Raw genomic sequence first — 21854 nt, 5'->3', positions numbered from 1 at the left:
CTGTTAGGCGTGATTGATCTAAAGTTCCTCCGCGAAAATCCTGATGTTGTCCGCGAGTCGCAGCGCACCCGCGGTGCTGACCCCGAGCTGGTTGATGCTCTTATCTCTGCTGATGAAACCCGCCGCGAGGCCATTCAGGTAGCGGACGAGCTGCGAAGCCAGCAGAAGGCTTTCGGCAAAAAGATTGGCCAGGCCGCCCCTGAGGATCGCCCCGCATTGCTGGAAGGTTCCAACGAGCTCAAGGCGAAAGTCAAGGAAGCCGAAGAAGCGCAAAAGGCTGCCGAGGAGCAGGTGTACCAGCTGCAGATGAAGCTGGATAACATTGTTGAAGGCGCACCTGCCGGTGGTGAAGATGACTTCGTGGTCCTTGAGCATGTGGGTGAGCCGAAGGTGTTTGATTTCGAGCCGAAAGATCACCTTGACTTGGGTGAATCCCTAGGGCTGATCGATGTCAAGCGTGGCACCAAGGTCGGTGGCGCACGTTTCTACTACCTGACTGGCGACGGCGCATTCCTGCAGCTGGGCATGCTCACCCTGGCTGCGCAAAAGGCCCGCGAAGCAGGCTTTAGCCTTATGATTCCCCCAGTGCTGGTGCGCCCTGAGGTGATGAGCGGTACCGGTTTCTTGGGTGAGCACTCCGAGGAGATTTACTACCTGGAGCGCGACAACCTTTATCTTGTTGGTACTTCCGAGGTTGCGTTGGCTGGCTACCACCAGGATGAAATTATCGATTTGAGCCAGGGTCCTGTGAAGTATGCGGGTTGGTCGTCCTGCTTCCGCCGTGAGGCGGGTTCGTATGGCAAGGACACCCGCGGTATTTTGCGTGTGCACCAGTTCGATAAGTTGGAAATGTTTGTGTATTGCAAGCCTGAGGAGGCTGCAGCGCAGCACCAGGCGTTGCTGGCTATGGAACGTGACATGCTCTCTGCTGTGGAGGTTCCATACCGCATTATTGATGTTGCTGGTGGGGATCTTGGTTCTTCGGCGGCGCGTAAGTTTGATACTGAGGCGTGGATTCCTTCCCAGGGCACGTACCGTGAGCTGACTAGTACTTCGAACTGCACCACTTTCCAGGCGCGCCGTTTGCAGACCCGTTACCGTGATCAGGATGGTCGTACTCAGGTGGCTGCGACGCTCAACGGTACGTTGGCGACTACTCGTTGGTTGGTGGCGATTTTGGAGAATAATCAGCAGGCTGATGGTTCTGTTGTTGTGCCTGAGGCGTTGCGCCCATTTGTGGGTAAGGAAGTGCTGGAGCCTCAGAAGTAGGGTGCGGCGTTTCGCAATTTCACCGTTTGTAGGCATAGGTGGTTGCTGACACTAAAGGGGGCGGGGTTGCCCCCTTTAGTGTCGGTGGTTGTTTTTGTGAGCGGTGGTGGGATGTTGTTGTTTTTGTTTTACTATCTTTTTCACCATTTTTAAGCACTAGGGGCGTTGTATGAACTTAAGCGGTAGGGAATTGCGTAATCACATTTTCCTTGTGGAGGAGAATTTAGCTCAGCTTCCTGCACACCCGGAGCGCAAGGAACCGGTGTATGGCTGTGTGATTCGTTTGGTGATCGCGATGCTGCGCGCCCAGGGCATTAAGGTGCATATTGATGGTGCGGAGAATATTCCTGCTGATGGTGCTGCGTTGTTGGCGGTGAATCATACGGGCTATTACGACTTTATTTTTGCGGGCACGGTTGCGCGTGTGCGGGGTGGTCGTTTGGTGCGTTTTATGGCGAAGAAGGAAATTTTTGATGTTCCGGTTGTGAATTTCCTGATGCGGAAGATGAAGCACATTCGTGTGGATCGTTCGGCGGGTGCGGGTTCTTTGGATGCTGCTGTGGAGAGTTTGCAGCAGGGGAATTTGGTGGGGATTTTCCCAGAGGGGACGATTTCGCGCAGTTTTGAGCTGCGGGAGTTGAAGACGGGTGCGGCGCGTATTGCGGATCAGGCGGGTGTGCCGTTGATTCCGATGGCGTTGTGGGGTTCGCAGCGTGTGTGGACGAAGGGTGTTCCGCGCAGCATTGGTCGGCATCATTATCCGATGTGGTTGAAGGTGGGTGCCCCGATTGAGTGTTCGGGGGATGTGGTGGCTGATACGAAGGCGCTGCATGCGGCAATGAAGGCACTGCTGGATGAGGTGCGTGCTGATTATGATGCTGTGTATGGTCCGTTCCCTGAGGGGCAGCGGTGGCGTCCGGCGTCGATGGGCGGTTCGGCACCAACACTGGAGGAGGCTGCTGAGATTGATGCGCGTGTGAAGGCGTTGAAGGCGGAGCGTAAGGCTGCGAAGAAGCGGCGCTGATCCGGCAAGCGTGGGTTGGTGCGGGTTGGTGTGTGAGGAGTTGTGGTGCGTCCGCGTTTGATTGTGAGTGATATTGACGGGACGTTGATTACGTCGGCGGAGCGGGTGACGCCGCGGCTGCGTGCTGCGTTGCTGAAGGCGGTGGAGCACGCTGATTTTGTGTTGGCGACTGGTCGCCCACCGCGGTGGGTGTATACGGTGTTGGATCAGTTGCCGATTCGCCCGTTGTGCGTGTGTGCCAATGGTGCGGTTGTGTATGATTCGGCGCAGGATCGGGTGATTATGCAGGAGTGTGTGCAGCCTGCGGCGATGGCGGAGATTGTGGCTCGTATTTCTGCGGTGTTGGATTGTGGTTTTGCGGTTGAGCGGGCAGGGGAGTCTGCTTTTGATCGCTGTGATGAGCTTTTTGTTGTCACTGAGGATTTTGTGCATGCGTGGGAGTCGGATGAGCATGCTGTTGCGTGCCTTGACGACGTCGTGTCGGCACCGGCTGTCAAACTGTTGGTGCGCAGTGATCGGCATTCGGCTGCGGAGATGTTTGCGTTGATTCGTCCGGTGGTGCCGGAAGAGTTGGGGCATGTGACGTATTCGATGGGGGAGGGGTTGATTGAGGTGTCGGCGCCTGGTGTGACGAAGGCGCGGGGTTTGGCGCAGGTGAGTGCGCTTTTGGGGGTTGATCCGGCTGATGCTGTGGTGTTTGGGGATATGCCGAATGATATTCAGATGTTTGAGTGGGCGGGGTATTCAGTGGCGATGGGTAATGCGGCGCAGCAGGTGAAGGATGTTGCTGATGAGGTTACTACTAGCAATGATGATTTTGGGGTGGCGCGCGTACTCGAGCGCATGTTTGGTGATGTCTAGTCAAAGGTGGGATGCGCAGGGTGGGGCGCATGAGGAGTTGCTGGATGAGTTGTTGCGTCTGGTGCGCCAGGGGGAGGCTGCCTCTTTGGAGGAACTTTCTCGGCGATCGTTTGTGAGTGAGTTTTATTTATCACGGCTACTGAAGCGACGGCTGGGTTTTCCGTTACGAGATTTTCTCTCTGCGGTGAAGGTTGACCGGAGTATTTCGCGGATTGTGGCTGGGGATTCGGTGACGCAAGCGGGTGTGGATTCGGGTTATGAATCTCCTTCGAGTTTTAGCCGGATGTTTTTAAAACACACGGGTGTAGGGCCGGCGAGATTTCGTGCCCAGTTGAGAGACTTGGCCCAGCTGTTGCGGGACTTGCAGTATTCAGGTGCTCGTTGGCGGGGGTTCTATCGGACTTTTAGTGTTGAAGACCATCGCCATGAATATCCGTTGACCATTCGGGTGGTTGGGGCGAGTGCAGGCAGTACGTTGTTCGTTGCTGTGCATTCAGATGTGCTGATTCGAGCCGAGCCGGTACTGGGCGTTGCGTTGCACGGAGTCGATGAGGTGCTGGTCGATGCAATTCCAGATGGCACGTATTACGTGATGGTCGTTGAGGTTCCGTGCGACCGGGGACTGGGGCGATATTTCCGCATGGCGGAGAACAGGCGGGCGTTGGCACGGGTTCCTGTGACTTTTCCTTTGTCACAGCCGCAGGAGGTGACCCTTGAGTTACGTGAGATTCTTGCGAATGATCCGCCAATTACAGTGAATTTGCCGCATCTATTGCGGGAAGGATTACGGCGTTCTGCGCTTGAGTGGTTTAGGTCCTAAACACTCTGCTTGCTTCGCATTGTTGTTTTCCCGTGATGTTTATATGTGTGTTTATTGAGGTGGGCGTGTTCACAGTTGAGCAACTGAGGACAAGCGTGAGCGTAGGCATTTTCCTAAAGTATTACTGACACTGTTGGACTTGTTCAAATAAGGAGAATACATGCCTACTCTTTCGACGTACATTCAATTTCCCGGCAATGCTCGGGAAGCTTTTGCCTGCTATCAGTCCATTTTTGGAGGTGAGTTGCAGCTTGAAACCTATGGTGACATGCCTGATGCGGATTTTCCATTTACACCACAAACGGAGCGTGTGGCGTGGGCGCAGTTGTCGATGCCTTCAGGTGTGATTTCTGGCGGTGATGATCCTGTTGGTGGACAGCCGCTTGTGAGTGAGTCGTTGAGTTTGTTGTATTCCGCTTCTGATGCTGATCAGGCGCGCAAAATTATTGCGGCTTTTCTAGAAAAGGGTGCAACAGAAGAAATGCCGTTCGAGATTGCTCCGTGGGGAAGCTGGTATGGACAAATCGTTGATCCTTTTGGTGTACGGTGGGCTTTCGACGCTACTATCTAGCCCTAACGAAGTTGTATGAAGCACGAAGGCCCTTTGCATGTGGTGATGCGAAGGGTCTTTTATGATTAAGCTTTGAGCTAATCGACGTCGGATACGCTGTGTGTAGTGTCGTTGCTGGTGCTCGAGGGGAATAATGCTTATTCGAAGTAGAATGTGCTCTTAACCCGGATTTTTCATGGGTGTGGGGTGAAAAGGTGAGCAAAAAGTAAAGAAAGTGCTTCTTGACCTGCTAGAATAGAGATGTTTTGAAGTCAATAATCTAGGCAGAAAGAAACACTTTCAAGGTGAAGACTACCACATACATTCCACGGGTTGCTAGCTGTTCTCATCTTGTATCCGGTGCGGGGGTGTTACCGTTTGCTCACGTAGCCGAATTGGTGGGAATAAGTGACTGCCTTGATTCCGCTTTGCCGCGTTCTGGGCTCACGCACACGTTAGGGGATGTGTGGGTGAATCTGGCTTTATCGTTGATTGCTGGTGGGGATGATGTCCACGACATCACCTTGCTTTCTTCTGTTTCAACCGCGTTAGCATCAAAATCGTTACCGTCAGTGACAACCGCATGGCGGCGGATCACAGAATATGCAGATACCAGCGAGCATGTGCGAGAAGGGTTTATCCACGCAGCGAAACAAGCTCGCACTAGGGTGTGGGATTTGTTAGGTGATCACGCTCCGCATCGGGTGGCAACAGTTGAACAACCACTGGTTATCGATATTGATGCCACGTTGATTACCGCACATTCCGATAAGGAAAACGCGACGCCTACCTATAAGAAAGGCTTTGGTTTCCACCCGTTATGTGCCTTTATTGATTACACCAGCATCGGTCTGCCTGGTGGGGAGTTTCTTAACTGCCTGCTTCGACCAGGAAATGCCGGGGCAAACACAATTCGTGATCACTGCCAGCTTGTTGACGAGATTCTTGCCACCCTGCCTGATCACAGTGATGGTCAACCCTGGGGCAAACGATTAGTCATCCGTGCTGACAGTGCTGGTGGGACAAAGAAATTCATCAGTTTCCTCAACGATCACAACCTTGGGTATGTTCTGGGTTATTCCGCCCCGCCGACAGCGCGCATCACCCTTGACCATCACCTTCAATCCCAACAAACAACCAACGCTGATACACAACACTTGGGAACCAGTGCTCACACAGGCAAAGACTGTGATCGGTGGGATACTCGGGTGCCGATTGTGCGTGCTTCAGGGGATCTGGTTTGTGATGAGAACCATTTCCTTGAAGACATCACCGGACTACTGCGCACCGCAAATATAGATGAGCACCAACCTTTGGTGAATCTTCTAGCTGACTACCCCGAGGATATGCGTGTTATCGCACGAATCGAACCACCCCACCCAGGGTGCCAACACAGTCTTTTCAACCAACATGGTGTTCGCGCCCAACTGTGCGTAACGAACCTTATTGGGAATATTCAACACATTGACTACTGCTACCGTAATCGGTCTTTATGTGAACAACACATCAAAGACACCAAAGACCAAGGCCTTAGTAAACTGCCGTTTAAACAATTCGGGGCGAACCAAATCTGGTGTTTGATCGTTGCACTATCCCACCAACTTCTTACCTGGACGAAACTCATCGACGCCTGCCACCACAAGGATCATTCACACCAAGAAACAAGCAAGCCTTGGTGGACATGGGTGCCGAAGACTATCCGTGTAAGGTTTGTTGCGGTTGCATCAAAAATCACCACAAGCAGCAGACGCATCATCCTCCAGCTTGACCAGCACAACCCCCACACCCACACACTGGTCACGCTTATTGGCTACACCCAGAGCCTTCTACAGCCACGCTGGAAGAAACGAAAACCCTAACACCCCTAGGCCCACACACGCGATCTGGCAGCCACACTGCAGGCACACCCCAACCCCCAAACCCCACACAACTTTATGGACGCACACCTTGCCCTAAAAACCACGAATCAAAGGGCGAAGGTGAACCAACCAACCCCACAAACACACCACCCCAACCCACCACCACCAAACCCACCCCATGAAAAATCTGGGCTAAGGGCCACGGTAGCTTTGAAGTATGGAAGAAGTTCGAAGGCGATTACGCCCAGAAATTCGATACTAACCAGGTGTTCCGCATCACTTACAAGACTCAGGCACCTGGTGAAACAGATTTCTCTGAAGCCAAAACGATTGAAATTCCAGCATTCAACAAGGGTAAACCAAAGGAAACTGAATTCCCGGTCAATACTAAAGTTTTGATTGAAGAAGCCCTCGTGGTCGGTTCACCCACAAGCCCCGAGCCCATTGATGGCAAACGCTATGTGTGGGCAACTCCTGTATTGAAGGTTGCCGGCAAACCTGTTGCAGACAATATCATCACGATCGAGGCAAAAAAGACCATTACTGCTGAAATGTTCAATAGACCTGAACCAGTAGCTAACGGCACTTTGTTCGTGCGCAAAGTTTTAAACGCGCAGCCTGCGCTTAACCCAGTGCCAGCGCATGTAGAAAACTTCAATTTTGATGTCACCTGTAATCAAGCAGCTGAAGGCGACGTTCTTGGAGGCGATGGTTCGTACAAAAAGACTGTGTCTGCCGCAGCTAATGGGACTGCTGTCAGCGTTGGAGTTTTCCCAGTGGGCACCGAATGCTCAGTTGTTGAACAAACAGCCAATATTGAGATTGAAGGCTACGACCGAGTGGCACCGACGATGGATCCCGCCACTGGTACTGTCATTATCGCCGCTGGCAATGCAGAAGATAACAACCTGGTCACAGTGACTAACACCTACACCAAGATCAAGACCGGCAAACTGTTCATCACAAAGAGTGTTGCCCCTGATTCTGCTGTAGCCGAAGGCTCCACCAAGACCGCACAGGTCACAATGAAATGCTCGGCAGCACCACTGGAAAAGCCAGCCGGTAGCCCAGAGATCACCCCGAATACTGCTTTCACCATCCCAGTGCCAGCCACTGGTGCAGATGTAGAAATCGGTACCTTCCCTGTAGGAACGGTCTGCAACGACGTAGCTGAAACAAACGCAGCTGAGCTGGGTATTGCGCACCACGAGTTGCCAACCCCGAGTTATAACACCCAAACGCACACCATCGTCGAAGGTGAAGCGGCCACCCTCAATCGCTTTGAGGTGACCAACACCTACGCACCTATCCAGTACGTGCCGTTTAAGGTGAAGAAGAACTTTGTTGGCCTTATTGGTGATGTCAAGCCTGCAGCGCTTAAGGCCACTGCTATGTGTAACGCTGCCAGCAAGGCAGGTAGGGCTGCCGATACTGCTATTGAGCTGCCAGTCAAGCTCGATGGCACCGATACTGTATTCGGTGAATTCCCCGTGGGCACCACCTGTAAAGTCACAGGTGAGATTGTTGATCCTGTGAACAACTACGCGTTAGTTAATCAGGCCATTTCCCCACAGGTTGTGTTGGCGAATAATGCGGATAATCGTTTGACTCTCACCAACACCTACGAGTTCAAGAAGGGTGCCTTCAAGTTCAAGAAGGTTGTCGCCGATACCGATTCCACCCTTCCAGCAGGCCAGAAGTTTGAGTTCTCCTACCGCTGTGAGCAACCAGAAACCAAGGCTGTCAATGAGAACAAGGTGTCCCTTGGACATAACGAGGAGCATGTTGTCACAGATATTCCTGTGAGCTCTGTCTGCCAGGTAGAAGAGGGTGCGAAGATCACCAAGGTTGTCGAGTGGACTGTTTCGACCGATAAGGAAGCAACGATCACTGTTGCGGAAAACGCTGAGCCTATTGTGACCTTCACCAACACTTTCACTAAGCCGTTGGGTGGTTTCACAATTGCCAAGGCGGTCTCGGTTGCTGATGCGCAGAAGAATCTGCCCGTCGAGGTGCCAAAGGACTTCACCTTCGATTACAGCTGTGAGTTGCCTGCAATCACTGGTAGCGAGATTGCATTCGATTTGGGTGCGCCAGCAACCGGTACTCTCACACTCAAGGCTGGCGAAACAAAGACAGTTTCTGGGGTTGTTGCAGGTTCGGCCTGTACTATCACTGAGAAGAATTCTGGTGCAGCTGATAGTAATGTCGCCACTGTCGTTACTGTTGACGGCACAGAAACTGCTGGTGTAACTGCCAAGGTCACCGTAGTAAAGGACGCACTAGCAAAGGTGTCCTACACCAACACCTATGCCGCACATGCTGGTGTAGTTGTGGTGAATAAGGTGCTGGATGGTTCCGCTAAGGAACTGGCTGCAGTGAAGGATCACACGTTCGCAGCAACCGTGGTGTGCACGAAGGGTTCGTTTAATAAGACTTATCCTGTGCAGCTAAAGGCTGGTACACCCGTGGAGATTCCAGATGTTCCAGTGGGTGCTGAGTGCAAGGTTTCTGAGACGTTGACCGGCAACGATATTGCTGGTGCTCGTTTTGATACTGATCCAGCCTCCGTTACTGATGTTGTTGTTCCTGCTATTACACATGGCAACAAGTCGGAAGTGACGTTGACTAATGTTTACACCGAGCTTGGCGCTGTGAAGATCACCAAGACTTTGGCGGGCATCTCCGCTGGTCAGGGCAAGGATAAAACCTTTACTGTGACTGCTAAGTGGCAGGATAAGGGTGTTGAGGTTGTTCGTGAGCTCACGCTGGCTCCTGGCGTGGAGCAGGTGATTAACAATGTTCCGGTCGGCGCTGAGGTGATGTTTACTGAGCGTCTTCCTGAGAACACGGCTTTAGCTTCGTGGAACGTTCCTGAGTTCCTTGGTGGCGAGCAGGTGGTTGATCATAAGAACGGTTCTGCTGTTGTCCGTGTGACTGCGGGTAGTTTTGTTGAGGGGATCAAGGTGGAGCTGCGTAACACTGCGAATCCTCCGGCGTGGTGGTTGCTGCTCGGCGCGATTCCGCTGGTCGCTGCGGTTTCTCCACGTCTCCCTGTTCCTCCTGCTGTTTCCCCGCAGGCCCCGAACAGTGCGGTGGCGCCGCGTGGCCCACAAGGTTCTTACGTGGCTTCGCCGGAGTCCGCGCAGGTACTGGCGAAGACCCCTGAGCAGAAGGCGAAGGGTGTTGTGAAGGAACCTGCCGCGAAGAAGGGTCTTGCTAATACTGGCGCGAATGTGCTGTGGGTTCTGCTTGGCGGTCTGCTTCTTGCTGCGCTGGGTGGCATCCTGATTGCGTTGCGACGTCGGGAAAGCTAGTCTGCGAATAGCACCTGCTCATAGGTTGTGACTGCACCCCCCTTTTGGGTTTATTCCCTAGGGGGGTGCAGTTTTTTGCTTAAAAAGAACAAGCATTTAATGGTCATTATTTTCACTTTTTGGCACACTGGTAGGTACCAGATTTTATTGTGGATACAGAACGAAGGTGTGTGATGAAAAGTCGGCTTGTTTTTATTCTCACGCCCATGCTCGTCCTCATGGTGCTGAGCTGCCTGTGGGCTGCGATGATACTGCCTGGATTGCCGAGTAATGAGCGTGTATTTTTAGGCTCCGATGCTCGTATTGTTGTGGCGGTTTTCCTGCTCGCCCAGCTGATTAATCTGTTTTTGCTGTGGATTTTAGACCGCTTTGGTTTCTTGCGTAGTGCCCATGCCGGTTTCCATGGCGGTGGTGTGGTCTTTACTCAGGCAGTTTTGGCTTTCAGTTTGATATGGCTTTGCTATAGCCTTAAGCATTCCCTGCAGTTGGGTGCTAGTTCTGTGGTGATGGTCCTTGGCTTGGCTTTTCTGCTTGCGCTCGCGGTTTCCTACGCTAGTGCCGCCCTGGTGCCACGCGACACTCAGGATGCGGAAGCGTCTTTCGCCAGTGATGTTTCTCATGTGACCAGTTCTGCCACGCAGTGGGTGAGTTTTGCGGGGTTTTCCACCGCGATGGGCGTTTTCCTTTCCGTGTTCATGATCGGACTTTTTGTGTTCTCACTGGTACTAAACATTCCGTTTGTTACCGTCACCACGGTTCTGGTTGCCGTGATCCTTGTGGACTTGTCGTATTTTCATGTGCGCCTCGACGACACAGGTTTTCACTACCGCGCTTTGTTTGGTTTCCCCGCGAAGCATATTCCTTTATCGAAGATTCACAGGATTAGCCTCACCACTGTGCACATCGGCGATTGGGGCGGTTGGGGATTTCGAGGTATTGGAAAGAAAATCGGCTTAATCACGAGGGAGGGACAGGGTATTCAGCTGGATCATTCCGATGACCGCATCTTAGTTGTTTCCTGTGAGAATGCCAGCGACGCTGTTGCGGTTTTCCATAACCTCTCCTCCCCTTCCCCTTCCGATGAAGCTTCTTCCTCCCACCTTTAAATAACAACGTCTACGTAGCAGCCCCCTCGTGGATTTTACGTAGACGTTTTTCAGGGTTGGAAAATAAATTTACGGGCACTGAATTTTCTCATCGTCTCTGTGATGAAAACATACGACTGCCTTCGTGGCATGCAGCGTGGCGAACTCAACCCTCGCCCTCACACACCTTGGGGCATGGGCGCTTTGTTATGCATAAGAGAAATATTAATTCGACATAGAGCACGTGCTACATGTAAAACCGCAGGTCAATTTTTCACTTGTGTGCTGAAAGTCGAATCAGTATTTTTGAATCAATCCCCACGTATTCATAGGCATACTTATTAGCCACTGCGTACTGGACTTTTCACCCAATCACTTCACTTACGCCTCAACCCCGTACCCATTTCCCACACGCAGGGCATCAGGTGGTACCTGCAGCTTGCTTCTGTCGTTATAACGAAACAGGCAATGTATTGCCCAGACATGTTGGGAATTCCACACACGCAACAACCGGCCCCCACCATTTGGTGAGGGTAACCTAACCTTTTATTATTAGCTGGAAAAGTAGTATGCGCACCCCCAACAAGGAAAACTCACCATGCGTTTATCTGAGGTCCACCCATTCCTCCGCAGAATCGGCGTGTCACCAGTTCTTTTTCTACCAGCGGTAGTCCTCGGACTTCTCGCTACAGGCACCTCAATTGCAGTTGCCTTTCTCAGCGCTGCGGTGTTTCGCGCAATTTTAAATGAAGCAGAAATTGTGCACACCTTCTCCCTCATTGCAGGCCTTACCGCACTACTTCTTCTACGCCCTGTTACCGAGGCATTATCTTTAAGCACACAAAACCGGCTGGGAACCACTCTTAAACTTGCTCTGCGCGAAGCTATCACTCACGGGTGTAACGCAGCAGGCCCCATGCGCAGCCTCAGCTACTGATTGTCCACTGAGTTTTGAGCGTGTTGATTTTTCTTATGACTCATCGACGCTGGTGCTTGATGATTTTTCAATGGCGATCCAGCCACATGAAATCATTGGGGTGGTTGGTGCTTCTGGGGCTGGGAAAACGACGGTTGCTCGTTTAGCTTTACATTTTCTTGATCCTCGTGCTGGCCGGGTGTGTTTCCACGGTGCGGATATCCGGCAGTTCGATCCGGATACTTATCGCGACAATATTGCCCTTGTCCCCCAAGAAAGCTATGTTTTTGCAGGAAGCGTGGCTGAGAATTTAAGGATTGCTGCTCCTTTAGCTACTGATCAGCAGTGTTGGGAGGCATTGGAGGCAGCGGAATTAGCTGGGAAGATACGAGAGATTGGTGGGTTGGAGGCGCAGTTAGGCGACGCTAGTGACTCAACAACGGCACTGTCTGGGGGTGAAAAGCAGCGGTTGGGGATCGCCCGTGCTTTTATCCGCCAATGCCCGCTGGTGTTGTTGGATGAGCCTTTGGCGAATCTCGACCCCAGCCTGGAGCACTCCATTGCTGGGCAATTGCGGCGGTTGTGCGCGGATAGGACGGTTATGATCATTGCGCACCGATTGCACACAATTGCTATCGCGGATCGCATTGTGCTGTTAAAGGATGGGTCAGTGCTTGCTTCCGGCAGTTATGAGCAGATGCGCACCCACCCTGAGTTTATCCGCCTTTTTGCACGTCAGTTGGATGCCGAGTAGAAATTTTCCGCAGCACTGCGGCGGTGATGAGGGTGAAGGTTGCTCCTATAAGCGCACCGGCGATGACGTCGCTAAGCCAGTGCACTCCCACATACAGTCGGGAGGTGGCAATGCCTAACGCCAGCACCCCCGCCACTACACTCACCCAACGGTGCGCAGTGCCGCGCATACCTATCCACACCACCACCGCGCAGGCTGTTGCTGCCGCCGCATGCCCCGAGGGGAAGGAAAAGGTCGACACTTCCACCAGCCACCCGTCTTCCGGCGGGCGGGGGCGCTGGATCAACACTTTCACAAGTTCCGCCACAATGCTGGTGCCGATCACCGCCAGCGCAGGCAGCCCAGCGCGGGCAAAGGGTACACCGCGGACAAACAGAACAATGCTTGCAATCAGGCTGGCAGCGCTTAAAAACAGCGGGCGACACACGGTGGTGAGCATGACAATAACGGGGGTAAGCGTGTGGTGGCGCATCGACACCCACAGCTCGTACACAGCCTGATCCATGCCCCTTATGCTAACTCACCCCACCCTGCCTGCTCGGGGCCTCAATAACGTTGAGTATTGGGGTAAACCGAAGGTGCGATTCCACAAAAGCAAGCATTATAGCTTTCGAGTAACCGAACCATCAGAACTTTGAACTTCCACCGTGAAATCTCTTTTCCAAGTATGCGGTTCCAAACCTACCGCAATAATTGTCAGACTACTTGTGAATGGTTTCTAGGAAGGATTCATGAGTATGGAAGTTCATGTTGTGGCTTCGTCGTTTACCCCCGCGCAGCAGCGTGAGATTGCGTTGCGTTATGTCAAGCTACGGCGGGGTGAGAAGACTCCTTATGCTGAAAGTTTAGGGCTGCGTCCGCATGTGATTCGGAAGTGGATTTCTGCGTTGGCTGATGGTGATCTCGACAATGAGCGTTTTCCCCGTAAGACTGGGAGTATGACAAAGCGTGATATTTCAGAGGTACAACGACTCCGAGAGCTTTTAGCCCAGCAGCAAGCCCAAGCCGAGCGGGAACAGGAAAAGTTGGTTCGTAAGCTTGCTGAACATAGCGCTCAAGCTGAGCGTGATCGGAAAGAATTTGCCCGCCAACTTGCATTAAAAGATGCTGAGGCTAGTAAGTGGGAAAAGGCTGCTGATGCGTTGGGAAAAGCTATTGCCGTCTTGCACGATCTTGGCGAGCCACACGGCAAGGCGGAAAAATCCTCACAGTAGAACAACAAGAACGTTTCGATGCGTTCGTAACCGAAGATCTTTCCTTGTTCTACGCTTTGGTTGATTTGACCATACCAAAAACACGATGCCACAAGCTTACTGGGCTTGCGCCTTCTAGCCTGCATGAACGCCTTCATCCAGGCTATCGACGCAAGCACAACCCCACCCCGCATCGGTTGCGGCGTAAAGACGTGATGCTCACAGACCAGGAACGTACACTGATCTGCAAACAACTTGATGCCACACCAGAAGTACCCATCCAACAGGTGTACTACCAGCAGTGGGATCACGGGCAGGTCTTGGCAAGTTTAAGCAGCTACTACCGTATGTCAAAGACACCTACGTGTGTCAGCCGTGGACCTAAAACCACCGCTGTGCGTGTGAGTAAAACACCGCGGACAACCCCGCCACAGCTTGTTGCGACCAAACCGTATCAAACCCTGGTGTGGGATATCACCACACTGCCACTACTTACACGAGGGCACAATACGTATCTGCACTGTGTTGTGGACCTGTATTCACGCGCCATCGTCGGATGGGGTATTGATGACCAGCCCAACACCACTGTCGCCGAAGAAATCTTCACCCAGATCATCGCCACTGCTACCAAACAAGGCCATCAGGTTGAAATGATCCATTCCGATAACGGGACTTCAATGAAATCAAGAAAAATGCAGCAATTCTGCCAAACCCATGGCATTGTTCGATCACATTCACGCCCACGCATCAGTGACGATAACCCCCACGTGGAATCATCCTTTGCCACCTTGAAAAACGATCCCACCTACCCGAAAGTTTTCGAGGATAAAAACCACGCCCGAAACTGGATACGCACCTGGGTAGACTACTACAACACCACACGCGCGCATTCAGCACTCGAGTTTTTCACCCCACACCAAATACTAACCAACACCTGGAAAGGAACCTGGGCAATACGCAACTCCGCCAAACAACGGCTCTACGAACAAAACCCCACACGATTTAGACACCAACGCCCACGCGTACGCACGCCTGAACCTGAGGTCTACTTCAATCTCACCAACACCCCCGAGCACCAAGGAAACACAACCCTCATCAACGAATTAATGCAATAACACACACCTACAAAACACCCCCAACTACCCCCAATTTTCACAAGTAATTGACAATAAGCGCGGGTACACATACGTAATTCCACTTTTGGAATGCCACACGATAATTTTCACAATATTGCATTGAAGGAAAAATGTACGGTGACCATTGATACGCATGCGCACTTGGAGCCATTGTTAATGACGCACTAAAACACAAGAGCACACATACGACTACTTTTCTAAATGATATTGTCATGCAAATCACACTACTTTACCCAATGAGGTATCCGCAATAGTTATTGAGGTTTCTCACTAGGATTCGTTGTTGTTTAGGTGTAGGACTACTAGTACAGTCGTAACGAGCGCTGTGATGTTATGAGTGAATCTTGAGAAATCGAGTAGGGGGCGGGGTTGCCCCGCCTCCCTCTCACACCACCGTACGTGCGGTTCATCGCATACGGCGGTTCCTTATACCCGTTGATAAGAATAACTGTGTTTCCAGCGGAAGGTTTCCCATCGTTGGATAAAGGATTTCAAACCGTGGTCTTCCCAATACTGGTTAGTCAAAGAACGCGTCAGAATCCACGAGCCAGCAACACGCCAGTAGCCTTTGCTACTGTTGCCCCACTCGTAGGCTTTACTGCGCGGAATTCCTAGTGCCACTAGATTCCGTGTCCGTGTGCGCGGGCGTTTCCAGTGTTTCCACATAATCTGACGTAACCGCTTACGGGTATGTTCCAACAACTGTTGAAGAAATCGTTGCATATCCGCAAGATGGAAATATCCAATCCAACCAGTCATAAAACAATTGATACGATCAATCCGATATTCCATCGACACACTCCACCGACTTGAAGTTAACTCACGTAGGCGGGCTTTCACACGTTTAACAGACCGCGGGGCTAAGCGAAGGGCGTAGCCCCCACCTCTTTTGGGTAAAACGCATACCCTAAAAGTTCAGCCTTACACGCATGACGAATCGATGACTTTTCCTGATTCACCTTTAATTTCAATCTGCCCTCAAGAAACTTCGTCGCCTGCTCAAGAGCACGACCAGCCGCACGTTTCGATCGGACGAAGACCTAAAATATCATCGGCATAACGAACAAACCTCGTCTGCTTCGACCACATCCATTGGTCAAAATCATCCAACATAATATTGCTCAACAGCGGCGACAGTGGCGATCCCTGCGGAGTGCCTTCCGTTGACGCCGTCACAACACCATCAGCCAATACGCCCGCATTCAAATACGCCCGTATTAACTTCAAAACGCGCTTATCCCCGACAACACGAGCCACCCTGGCCATCAACATGTCATGATTGACCGTATCAAAATACTTCGATAGATCAACCTCAACAACCCACACAAAACCCTGATTAACAAGTGGGTTTTCTTGTCTGGGCTTGACGTAACACATCTATAAGAATGGCTTTTAGCAGAAACAACTTGAAGCGCTCCGTGGATATAACGACAGCCTTATGCCTTGAGAAACGTGTACATCACGCGCGATAGCAGCGATACTGGTTGCATCATAAAGACTGCTTCAGCGCATGATTGCTTGTGCCCAACAGGTTGCAACACGCTGGTGTGGACGGCGATCACGAGAGCCTACGGTGCACGTGAAGCCAAGCGGAGATAGTGCGGGCAGTAGAAATTGGGGCAAAAGTATGGTAGAAACGCAAGCACGCGGGACCTCCTCTCATAATAGTTTTCTCTGTCAATTACCATTCTGAGTAAGAACCCCTCCTGCTTCGCGTTGACGTTCCACCCACAAAAACACTATAATCACCGGCCAGCGTTTCATACACATTTTCCTGGTAACAAAAAACTCGCAGTATCCGGCATTTTAACCGATACAAAAAATTAGGGATATTATTGCCAAAAGGTACCGAGAGTGAGCCAGGAAACAACATAACAGCGAATACTTTTCCGCTACTGCGTCTTCGCCTGCTTCCCCCCAATCAAAGAAAGGTCACTGATCTGATGGAGCTACTTAAAATTCCTCTGTGGGAAATCCCTCATGATAGCACTCTTGATCAAGACCATTATTTTGTTCGGACTCGACTATTTAACGATACCGTGATCGCGGAGTTTGGCCTCCGGGAACTGCGAAGCTTCTTCGGAATCAAAAGCCTCAACTGTCTCAAACAGCAATTTCTCAAGTGGCATGAGATTGGAGCATATCAATGGAATGCGCAGGAGTTCATTCACGAAGAATTGAAACCCTTCAAGCACTATTTTGAAGCCTCCAAAATTGAAGAGTGTTATGCACCCCAACCCCTACCTGAACCAATTGACGGGGCAATTAGATGGGGTATGAAAAAATCCACACAATCGGATCCTCCAACCCAGTAAATTTCGAGTGGGTTTTTCCAGCAACGCTTCACCATCACCGATATACCGGTTTGTCAGCTTATGAAATTGTTCTCTTCCGTCAAGCGTAAGCTAACATATCGCTGCCGCGGGAAACTTCGCGGCACGGGTTTATTCCCGCAACCGCATTGAGAAGTTCATGAATGATGTGGTCTGCTTTTTCTTCCGCACCATCTGCGTCTGGTGCGGAAAAATTACATTCGAAAGACAATTGCCCTGGGCGTGCCGTGTGCTTGATTGTGGGAGACAACCCTGCAAAGTACGGCTGATTCAACACTGTGCGAAAATCCACAAGTGCTAGGTCGATATTCTCTGCCGGATCAATATACATAAAAGTTTGCAACGTGAACTGTTCCATCTTCGACCTAGCTCCTTTCTGGATCAAACAATCAATGTTGGTGTATCAGCGGATTACACGAAATACACCTTCACCGGGTCGCTTCCACCACCTTGGGGTGCGACTAGGCTCAAACAGCAGGTTGTCTCTCCACATTGATTAGCTCAACTCGTCGACAAGCTTGTTATCAAACATGCTCAACGCAGAGGCGATCGCCATGTGCATGTCCAAGTACTGGTAGGTGCCTAGGCGACCGCCAAAGTACACCTTATTGTTGGTGGTTTCGGCGTCGGCAAGCTCGCGATACTTCAGCAGCATCTCACGATCGCTTGGCGTATTAATTGGGTAATACGGCTCGTCGCCCTCCTCAGCGAAGCGGGAATACTCCTTCATAATCACCGTCTTGTCCTTCGGGTGGCGATCATCCCGCTCAGGATGGAAGTGACGGAACTCGTGGATGCGGGTGTAGGGGAACTCAGCATCGTTGTAGTTCATCACCGGGGTGCCCTGGAAATCGCCGGTGGGCAGCACCTCAGTCTCAAAATCGAGGGTGCGCCAGCCCAGCTTTCCTTCCGAATAATCAAAGTAGCGGTCCAGTGGGCCGGTGTACACGACAGGGGCATCGGGGTTTGCCGCACGAATCTCGTCGCGCACCTCAAACCAGTCAGTATTAAGGCGCACCTCAATATTTTCGTGCGCAGCCATGTTCTCCAGCCACTTCGCATAACCCTCGACTGGCAAGCCCTCGTAGGTGTCGTTGAAGTAGCGGTTGTCAAAGTTGTAGCGCACAGGCAGGCGAGTGATATTACCTGCTGGCAGCTCCTTGGGGTCGGTCTGCCACTGCTTGGCGGTGTAGTCGCGGATGAACGCCTCGTACAGTGGGCGTCCGATCAGCGAGATTGCCTTCTCCTCCAGGTTGGTGGCGTCCTCACTGTTGATCTCGCTTGCCTGCTCCGCGATCAGCGCACGCGCCTCATCAGGGCTGTAGTACTTACCGAAGAACTGGCAGATCAGCCCCAGGCCCATCGGGAACTGGTACGCCACACCCTTGTGCATTGCGAATACGCGGTGCTGGTAGCCGGTGAAGTCCGTGAACTGGTTCACGTACTCCCACACGCGCTGGTTGGAGGTGTGGAACAGGTGTGCACCATACTTGTGAATCTCGATGCCGGTTTCCGGCTCTGCCTCAGAATATGCGTTACCACCAAGATGGTTGCGGCGCTCAACAATGAGCACCTTCTTGTTCAGCTGGGAGGCGGCACGCTCAGCTACGGTAAGGCCGAAGAGGCCAGAACCTACCACGATCAGATCAAAGTCAGTCATAGAGTTCAGCGTAGCTTTTCTCGTGCACCAACGCATAGTCTTGGCCTTGTGTTGCACGCACAATCCCCTCTGCTTCCAGCAGCGAGCGTATCGACGCCGTGCACACCGGCGTCGATAAGCGCAGTGCTGTGATGGGTATAGCTGCGTTTTCCCGAAAACAGAGTGGGAGCAATTATCGCTAACACTTCTGCGACACGCCGGGGTGAAAGTTTTTTCGTCAGCTTGATGCGCAGGCCATAACAACTTTCACAATTATTTACAGTAAAAACATGCGATTCAATAGTTCCTCTAGCCCCATTAATGAACTATCGTGTTGAAGGATAACTCGCTGTCACACGGGCACCCTTGTGTCTCCAAAACCCTAAAGGTAAGGTTGAGGTTCAAGGAATGCTTGAATGCGTGACCTTATAAATCTTTTCCACAACTGTCTTCACTACCATGTTGGGAGATTTCACGTGAAGCAACGTCGCCGCTTAACAGCAGCTAAAACACGCCCCATTACAGCCACGGTGCTTGCCGCCGTGCTCGTTGCCGGAACCACCTTTGGTATTAGCAACTCCAAGATCCTTCAAACCCAGGGCGAAGGAATCGAACCCATCGATGCTGCCTTGGCAAGCCAAAGCTTCGACTCCGGCGAAAACGTCACCATCGACGACCCCGCCATCGAAATGCAAGGCGAAGGCGAAGCCGCGCGCACTGTCAAACAGTTCCACCGCGACCAAGAATTTTCCATGTTCGCACTGACCTGGCAGGGCTCGAAGGATCTCGCCGCTTTCGTCCGCGGCCAGCGCCCCGACGGCTCTTGGACCGAATGGTTCGACACCGAACCCCTCGACTACGGCTCCAGCGACCCTGACCACGTTGAAGGCACCGACCTCATCTTCGTCGAACCCACCAAGACTGTGCAGGTTTCTATCTCCGGCGTTGATTTCTTCAACCCCGAAGAAGCAAAGCAGCTCGACGCGATCTTCATCGACGGTGGCGAATCCGACATTGTGGAATCCGAAATCACCCTCGCTAACGACGCCAAGGGTCTGCCCAAAGTTATTTCCCGTAAGGGCTGGGGTGCTGACGAGTCTATCCGCTGCGGTTCCCCGCAGTACTCCGACGGCGTTGCTGGCATCGCGATCCACCACACCGCCGGTTCCAACAACTACACCCAAGCCCAGGCACCTGGCATTATGCGTGGCATTTACAAGTACCATGCCCAAACGCTGGGCTGGTGCGATATTGGATACCACGCCCTTGCCGATAAATACGGCAACCTGTACGAAGGTCGCTACGGTGGCCTGAACAAGGATGTGATTGGTGCGCACGCGGGTGGTTTCAACGAAAACACCTGGGCTATCTCCATGATCGGCAACTACCAGGTGGCACAGCCCACCGGTGCGATGATCAAGTCTGTGGGTGAGCTCGCCGGTTGGCGCGCCAAGGTTGAGGGCTTAAACCCTAGTGGTAAGAGCGCCCACTACTCTGAGGGCACGAAGTACACCCAGTACCCGAAGGGCACCCGCGTCGATCTGCCCAATATTTTCGCCCACCGCGATGTTGGCCTGACCGAATGCCCTGGCGATTACGCTTACGCGCAGATGGGCACGATCCGTTCGATCGCGCAAGCAAAGTACACCGCGCTGAATTTGGGCGTGGGCGATACGAATAACCAAAGCCCACTGGTTGACCCACCTGCAGCTAATAATTCCCCTGCGGGCGGCGCAAACACCACCACAGGTGGCGGCAATGCTGGCACGCTTTCCGACGCCGTGAAGCTGCTGACCAACCTGCAGGGGTTGAAGAATAACCAGAACTCCGCATCCATCGCCACCGCCGCTGTCTCCCTGATCGCACTGGCTATTGGCGTGGTCGCATCCTCGGGCAAGCTGTCTGGCCTTGTATCGAAGGTAGGCAACGTGGAGGTTGTCAAGGGCCTATCGCTCTCCTCCATCCCACCAATGCTGGACAAGCTGGCTGCCCTGTCGGGCGATTCGAAGCTGTCGCAGCTGTGGAAGACTCTCTCCCCTATCTTGGGTAAGGTTCGTTCCGGCGAGATTTCCTACACCAATGGCGACGGCCGCGATATCACCTACCAGCTGTTTGATAACGGCATCATTGTGGAGTCGGAAGAAACCGGCGCTCAGGCTCTCTGGGGTGTCATCGGTGATATGTGGGCTGCGCAAGGCTTCGATATGGGCCCACTGGGTCTGCCAGTGAACATGGAGTACAAGGTGGAGGATAAGATCCGCGTGGACTTCGAGGGGGGTTATATCACCTTCGACCCAGCCACCGGCGATGTTGATATCCAGGCCAAGGATGAGGCAATGCAGGCTGGTGTAGATACCCTCACCCAGCTTGCTGAAACCCCAGCAGCAGAGACTGCCCCCACTCCTTAAAAAGTAGTATCTCCCAACACCATAAAAGCACCCGCGCGTTCTTTCCTGCCATAGGAAAGAAAGCACGGGTGCTTTGCGTGTACAAAAGCAATAACTGCATCTTAAACAGTGCTTGTGGTGATAATAAGGTGGCTTTCCCCGCGAACAGACAAGGTATGCACACCCACACAGTCTCACACCTAAAAACACCATCGTGGTGCAGGATCTATCACACAGACGAATCAGTTCCTGTTGGCAGCTTCTCTCTCTGCCTTTTGCTCGAGAATTATTGAAAAGAGTTTCCACACAATCGGTATCATCACACAAGAACAACCCCAGCGATAGCAAGCTCAACGAAATTGCCTTGCGAAGGCATCTGCCAAGCAATCACCAAGGGTATGGAAAAACAACAACCGCCAACACACCCGCAATAACCGCAAACTGCTTTATCCGTCCAGCTTTTCCGCCCTTCTGGCAGCAAATACCAGCGCTGCGATAACGAACCCAACGATTACATATGCCATCGACATCACTACCCAAAACACCCGGCTTGAACTGCTCTTTCCGCAAGTCCACCAGCGATCACTAGGGGCAGCAAAGCCACTAATCGTGAGAATTTCACTGCTACAACAATGTGATTGTCCCGCATTTTTCTCCTTTGTTTTACATATCTAAAATACCTCCCCAGAAACTGCCTTCCGATGGCACATA

Annotated in this window: 20 protein-coding genes; 14 read left to right on the top strand and 6 right to left on the bottom strand. The window is 52.2% G+C overall.

The genetic code is table 11. The features are described 5' to 3' along the window. The first annotated feature begins 9 nt into the window (after positions 1–9). The 10 genes from serS to CFELI_RS12505 all read left to right on the top strand — a co-directional run bounded on the left by serS (position 10) and on the right by CFELI_RS12505 (position 12455). Complete coding sequence (gene serS, locus CFELI_RS12550; RefSeq protein WP_277104482.1) at positions 10–1269, top strand: serine--tRNA ligase; 1260 nt, start codon at positions 10–12, stop codon at positions 1267–1269. Positions 1270–1438: 169 nt separating this feature from the next. After that, the gene (locus CFELI_RS12545) at positions 1439–2293 is read left to right on the top strand and encodes a lysophospholipid acyltransferase family protein (RefSeq protein WP_277104483.1); all 855 of its coding nucleotides are present in this window, start codon (positions 1439–1441) and stop codon (positions 2291–2293) included. Between the two features lie 45 nt (positions 2294–2338). Continuing rightward, positions 2339–3154: an HAD family hydrolase gene (locus CFELI_RS12540; RefSeq protein WP_277104484.1), complete on the top strand. Its 816-nt coding sequence runs from the start codon at positions 2339–2341 to the stop codon at positions 3152–3154. Beyond that, positions 3147–3974, top strand: coding sequence for a helix-turn-helix domain-containing protein (locus tag CFELI_RS12535; RefSeq protein ID WP_277104485.1), 828 nt, complete (start codon positions 3147–3149; stop codon positions 3972–3974). The genes CFELI_RS12540 and CFELI_RS12535 overlap by 8 nt, the downstream gene beginning before the upstream one ends. A 160-nt stretch (positions 3975–4134) precedes the next feature. Then, positions 4135–4545, top strand: a complete 411-nt coding sequence (locus CFELI_RS12530) for a VOC family protein (RefSeq protein WP_277104486.1) — start codon at positions 4135–4137, stop codon at positions 4543–4545. A 284-nt stretch (positions 4546–4829) separates the two neighbouring features. Beyond that, positions 4830–6383: an IS1380 family transposase gene (locus CFELI_RS12525; RefSeq protein ID WP_290258967.1), complete on the top strand. Its 1554-nt coding sequence runs from the start codon at positions 4830–4832 to the stop codon at positions 6381–6383. Between the two features lie 266 nt (positions 6384–6649). Then, the gene (locus CFELI_RS12520) at positions 6650–9700 is read left to right on the top strand and encodes a DUF5979 domain-containing protein (protein WP_338078740.1); all 3051 of its coding nucleotides are present in this window, start codon (positions 6650–6652) and stop codon (positions 9698–9700) included. 173 nt (positions 9701–9873) lie between these two features. After that, positions 9874–10806: a hypothetical protein gene (locus tag CFELI_RS12515; protein ID WP_277105100.1), complete on the top strand. Its 933-nt coding sequence runs from the start codon at positions 9874–9876 to the stop codon at positions 10804–10806. Positions 10807–11383: 577 nt separating this feature from the next. Further along, on the top strand, positions 11384–11722 hold the full coding sequence (locus CFELI_RS12510) for a 6TM ABC transporter family protein (RefSeq protein ID WP_277105101.1): 339 nt from the start codon (positions 11384–11386) through the stop codon (positions 11720–11722). A gap of 52 nt (positions 11723–11774) precedes the next feature. Next, a complete protein-coding gene (locus CFELI_RS12505; protein WP_277105102.1) occupies positions 11775–12455 on the top strand; it encodes an ATP-binding cassette domain-containing protein in 681 nt (226 codons plus the stop codon). On the opposite strand, the gene CFELI_RS12500 is transcribed toward CFELI_RS12505, so the two are convergent. Further along, on the bottom strand, positions 12418–12960 hold the full coding sequence (locus CFELI_RS12500; protein WP_277105103.1) for a phosphatase PAP2 family protein: 543 nt from the start codon (positions 12958–12960) through the stop codon (positions 12418–12420). The two genes, CFELI_RS12505 and CFELI_RS12500, sit on opposite strands and share 38 nt — an antisense overlap. A 226-nt stretch (positions 12961–13186) precedes the next feature. On the opposite strand from CFELI_RS12500, the gene CFELI_RS12495 reads away from it, so the two are divergent. Both CFELI_RS12495 and CFELI_RS12490 read left to right on the top strand, forming a co-directional pair. Beyond that, entirely contained in the window at positions 13187–13669 is a 483-nt protein-coding gene (locus tag CFELI_RS12495) for a hypothetical protein (protein ID WP_290258973.1), read from the top strand. A 44-nt stretch (positions 13670–13713) separates the two neighbouring features. Beyond that, positions 13714–14763, top strand: a complete 1050-nt coding sequence (locus tag CFELI_RS12490) for an IS3 family transposase (RefSeq protein ID WP_290259046.1) — start codon at positions 13714–13716, stop codon at positions 14761–14763. A gap of 447 nt (positions 14764–15210) precedes the next feature. On the opposite strand, the gene CFELI_RS12485 is transcribed toward CFELI_RS12490, so the two are convergent. After that, positions 15211–15624, bottom strand: a complete 414-nt coding sequence (locus tag CFELI_RS12485; protein ID WP_277104785.1) for a group II intron maturase-specific domain-containing protein — start codon at positions 15622–15624, stop codon at positions 15211–15213. Between the two features lie 159 nt (positions 15625–15783). Further along, positions 15784–16110: a reverse transcriptase domain-containing protein gene (locus CFELI_RS12480; protein WP_290259044.1), complete on the bottom strand. Its 327-nt coding sequence runs from the start codon at positions 16108–16110 to the stop codon at positions 15784–15786. Between the two features lie 509 nt (positions 16111–16619). On the opposite strand from CFELI_RS12480, the gene CFELI_RS12475 reads away from it, so the two are divergent. Continuing rightward, positions 16620–17099: a hypothetical protein gene (locus tag CFELI_RS12475; RefSeq protein ID WP_277104787.1), complete on the top strand. Its 480-nt coding sequence runs from the start codon at positions 16620–16622 to the stop codon at positions 17097–17099. 79 nt (positions 17100–17178) lie between these two features. Here CFELI_RS12475 and CFELI_RS12470 read toward each other — a convergent pair whose 3' ends face one another. The 3 genes from CFELI_RS12470 to CFELI_RS12460 all read right to left on the bottom strand — a co-directional run bounded on the left by CFELI_RS12470 (position 17179) and on the right by CFELI_RS12460 (position 18949). Beyond that, positions 17179–17475, bottom strand: coding sequence for a hypothetical protein (locus CFELI_RS12470; protein ID WP_277104788.1), 297 nt, complete (start codon positions 17473–17475; stop codon positions 17179–17181). 138 nt (positions 17476–17613) lie between these two features. Continuing rightward, positions 17614–18777, bottom strand: a complete 1164-nt coding sequence (glf, locus tag CFELI_RS12465; protein ID WP_277104789.1) for a UDP-galactopyranose mutase — start codon at positions 18775–18777, stop codon at positions 17614–17616. Continuing rightward, positions 18770–18949, bottom strand: coding sequence for a hypothetical protein (locus CFELI_RS12460; protein ID WP_277104790.1), 180 nt, complete (start codon positions 18947–18949; stop codon positions 18770–18772). The genes glf and CFELI_RS12460 overlap by 8 nt, the downstream gene beginning before the upstream one ends. 283 nt (positions 18950–19232) lie before the next feature. Here CFELI_RS12460 and CFELI_RS12455 point away from each other — a divergent pair, with 283 nt between their 5' ends. Next, positions 19233–21164, top strand: coding sequence for an N-acetylmuramoyl-L-alanine amidase (locus CFELI_RS12455; RefSeq protein WP_277104791.1), 1932 nt, complete (start codon positions 19233–19235; stop codon positions 21162–21164). Positions 21165–21854 lie beyond the last annotated feature (690 nt).

Source organism: Corynebacterium felinum (assembly GCF_030408755.1).
In the GTDB taxonomy this organism is placed as follows: domain Bacteria; phylum Actinomycetota; class Actinomycetes; order Mycobacteriales; family Mycobacteriaceae; genus Corynebacterium; species Corynebacterium felinum.
The sequence above is the reverse complement of the archived record's forward strand: the minus strand, read 5'-3'. Positions and strand labels throughout refer to the sequence as shown.

Excerpts from the sequence above, each read along its gene's own strand:
- CFELI_RS12545 (WP_277104483.1), top strand. The coding sequence starts at position 1,439 with ATGAACTTAAGCGGTAGGGAATTGCGTAATCACATTTTCCTTGTGGAG.
- CFELI_RS12535 (WP_277104485.1), top strand. The coding sequence starts at position 3,147 with ATGTCTAGTCAAAGGTGGGATGCGCAGGGTGGGGCGCATGAGGAGTTG.
- CFELI_RS12530 (WP_277104486.1), top strand. The coding sequence starts at position 4,135 with ATGCCTACTCTTTCGACGTACATTCAATTTCCCGGCAATGCTCGGGAA.
- CFELI_RS12515 (WP_277105100.1), top strand. The coding sequence starts at position 9,874 with ATGAAAAGTCGGCTTGTTTTTATTCTCACGCCCATGCTCGTCCTCATG.
- CFELI_RS12510 (WP_277105101.1), top strand. The coding sequence starts at position 11,384 with ATGCGTTTATCTGAGGTCCACCCATTCCTCCGCAGAATCGGCGTGTCA.
- CFELI_RS12500 (WP_277105103.1), bottom strand. The coding sequence starts at position 12,960 with ATGGATCAGGCTGTGTACGAGCTGTGGGTGTCGATGCGCCACCACACG.
- CFELI_RS12495 (WP_290258973.1), top strand. The coding sequence starts at position 13,187 with ATGAGTATGGAAGTTCATGTTGTGGCTTCGTCGTTTACCCCCGCGCAG.
- CFELI_RS12470 (WP_277104788.1), bottom strand. The coding sequence starts at position 17,475 with ATGGAACAGTTCACGTTGCAAACTTTTATGTATATTGATCCGGCAGAG.
- glf (WP_277104789.1), bottom strand. The coding sequence starts at position 18,777 with ATGACTGACTTTGATCTGATCGTGGTAGGTTCTGGCCTCTTCGGCCTT.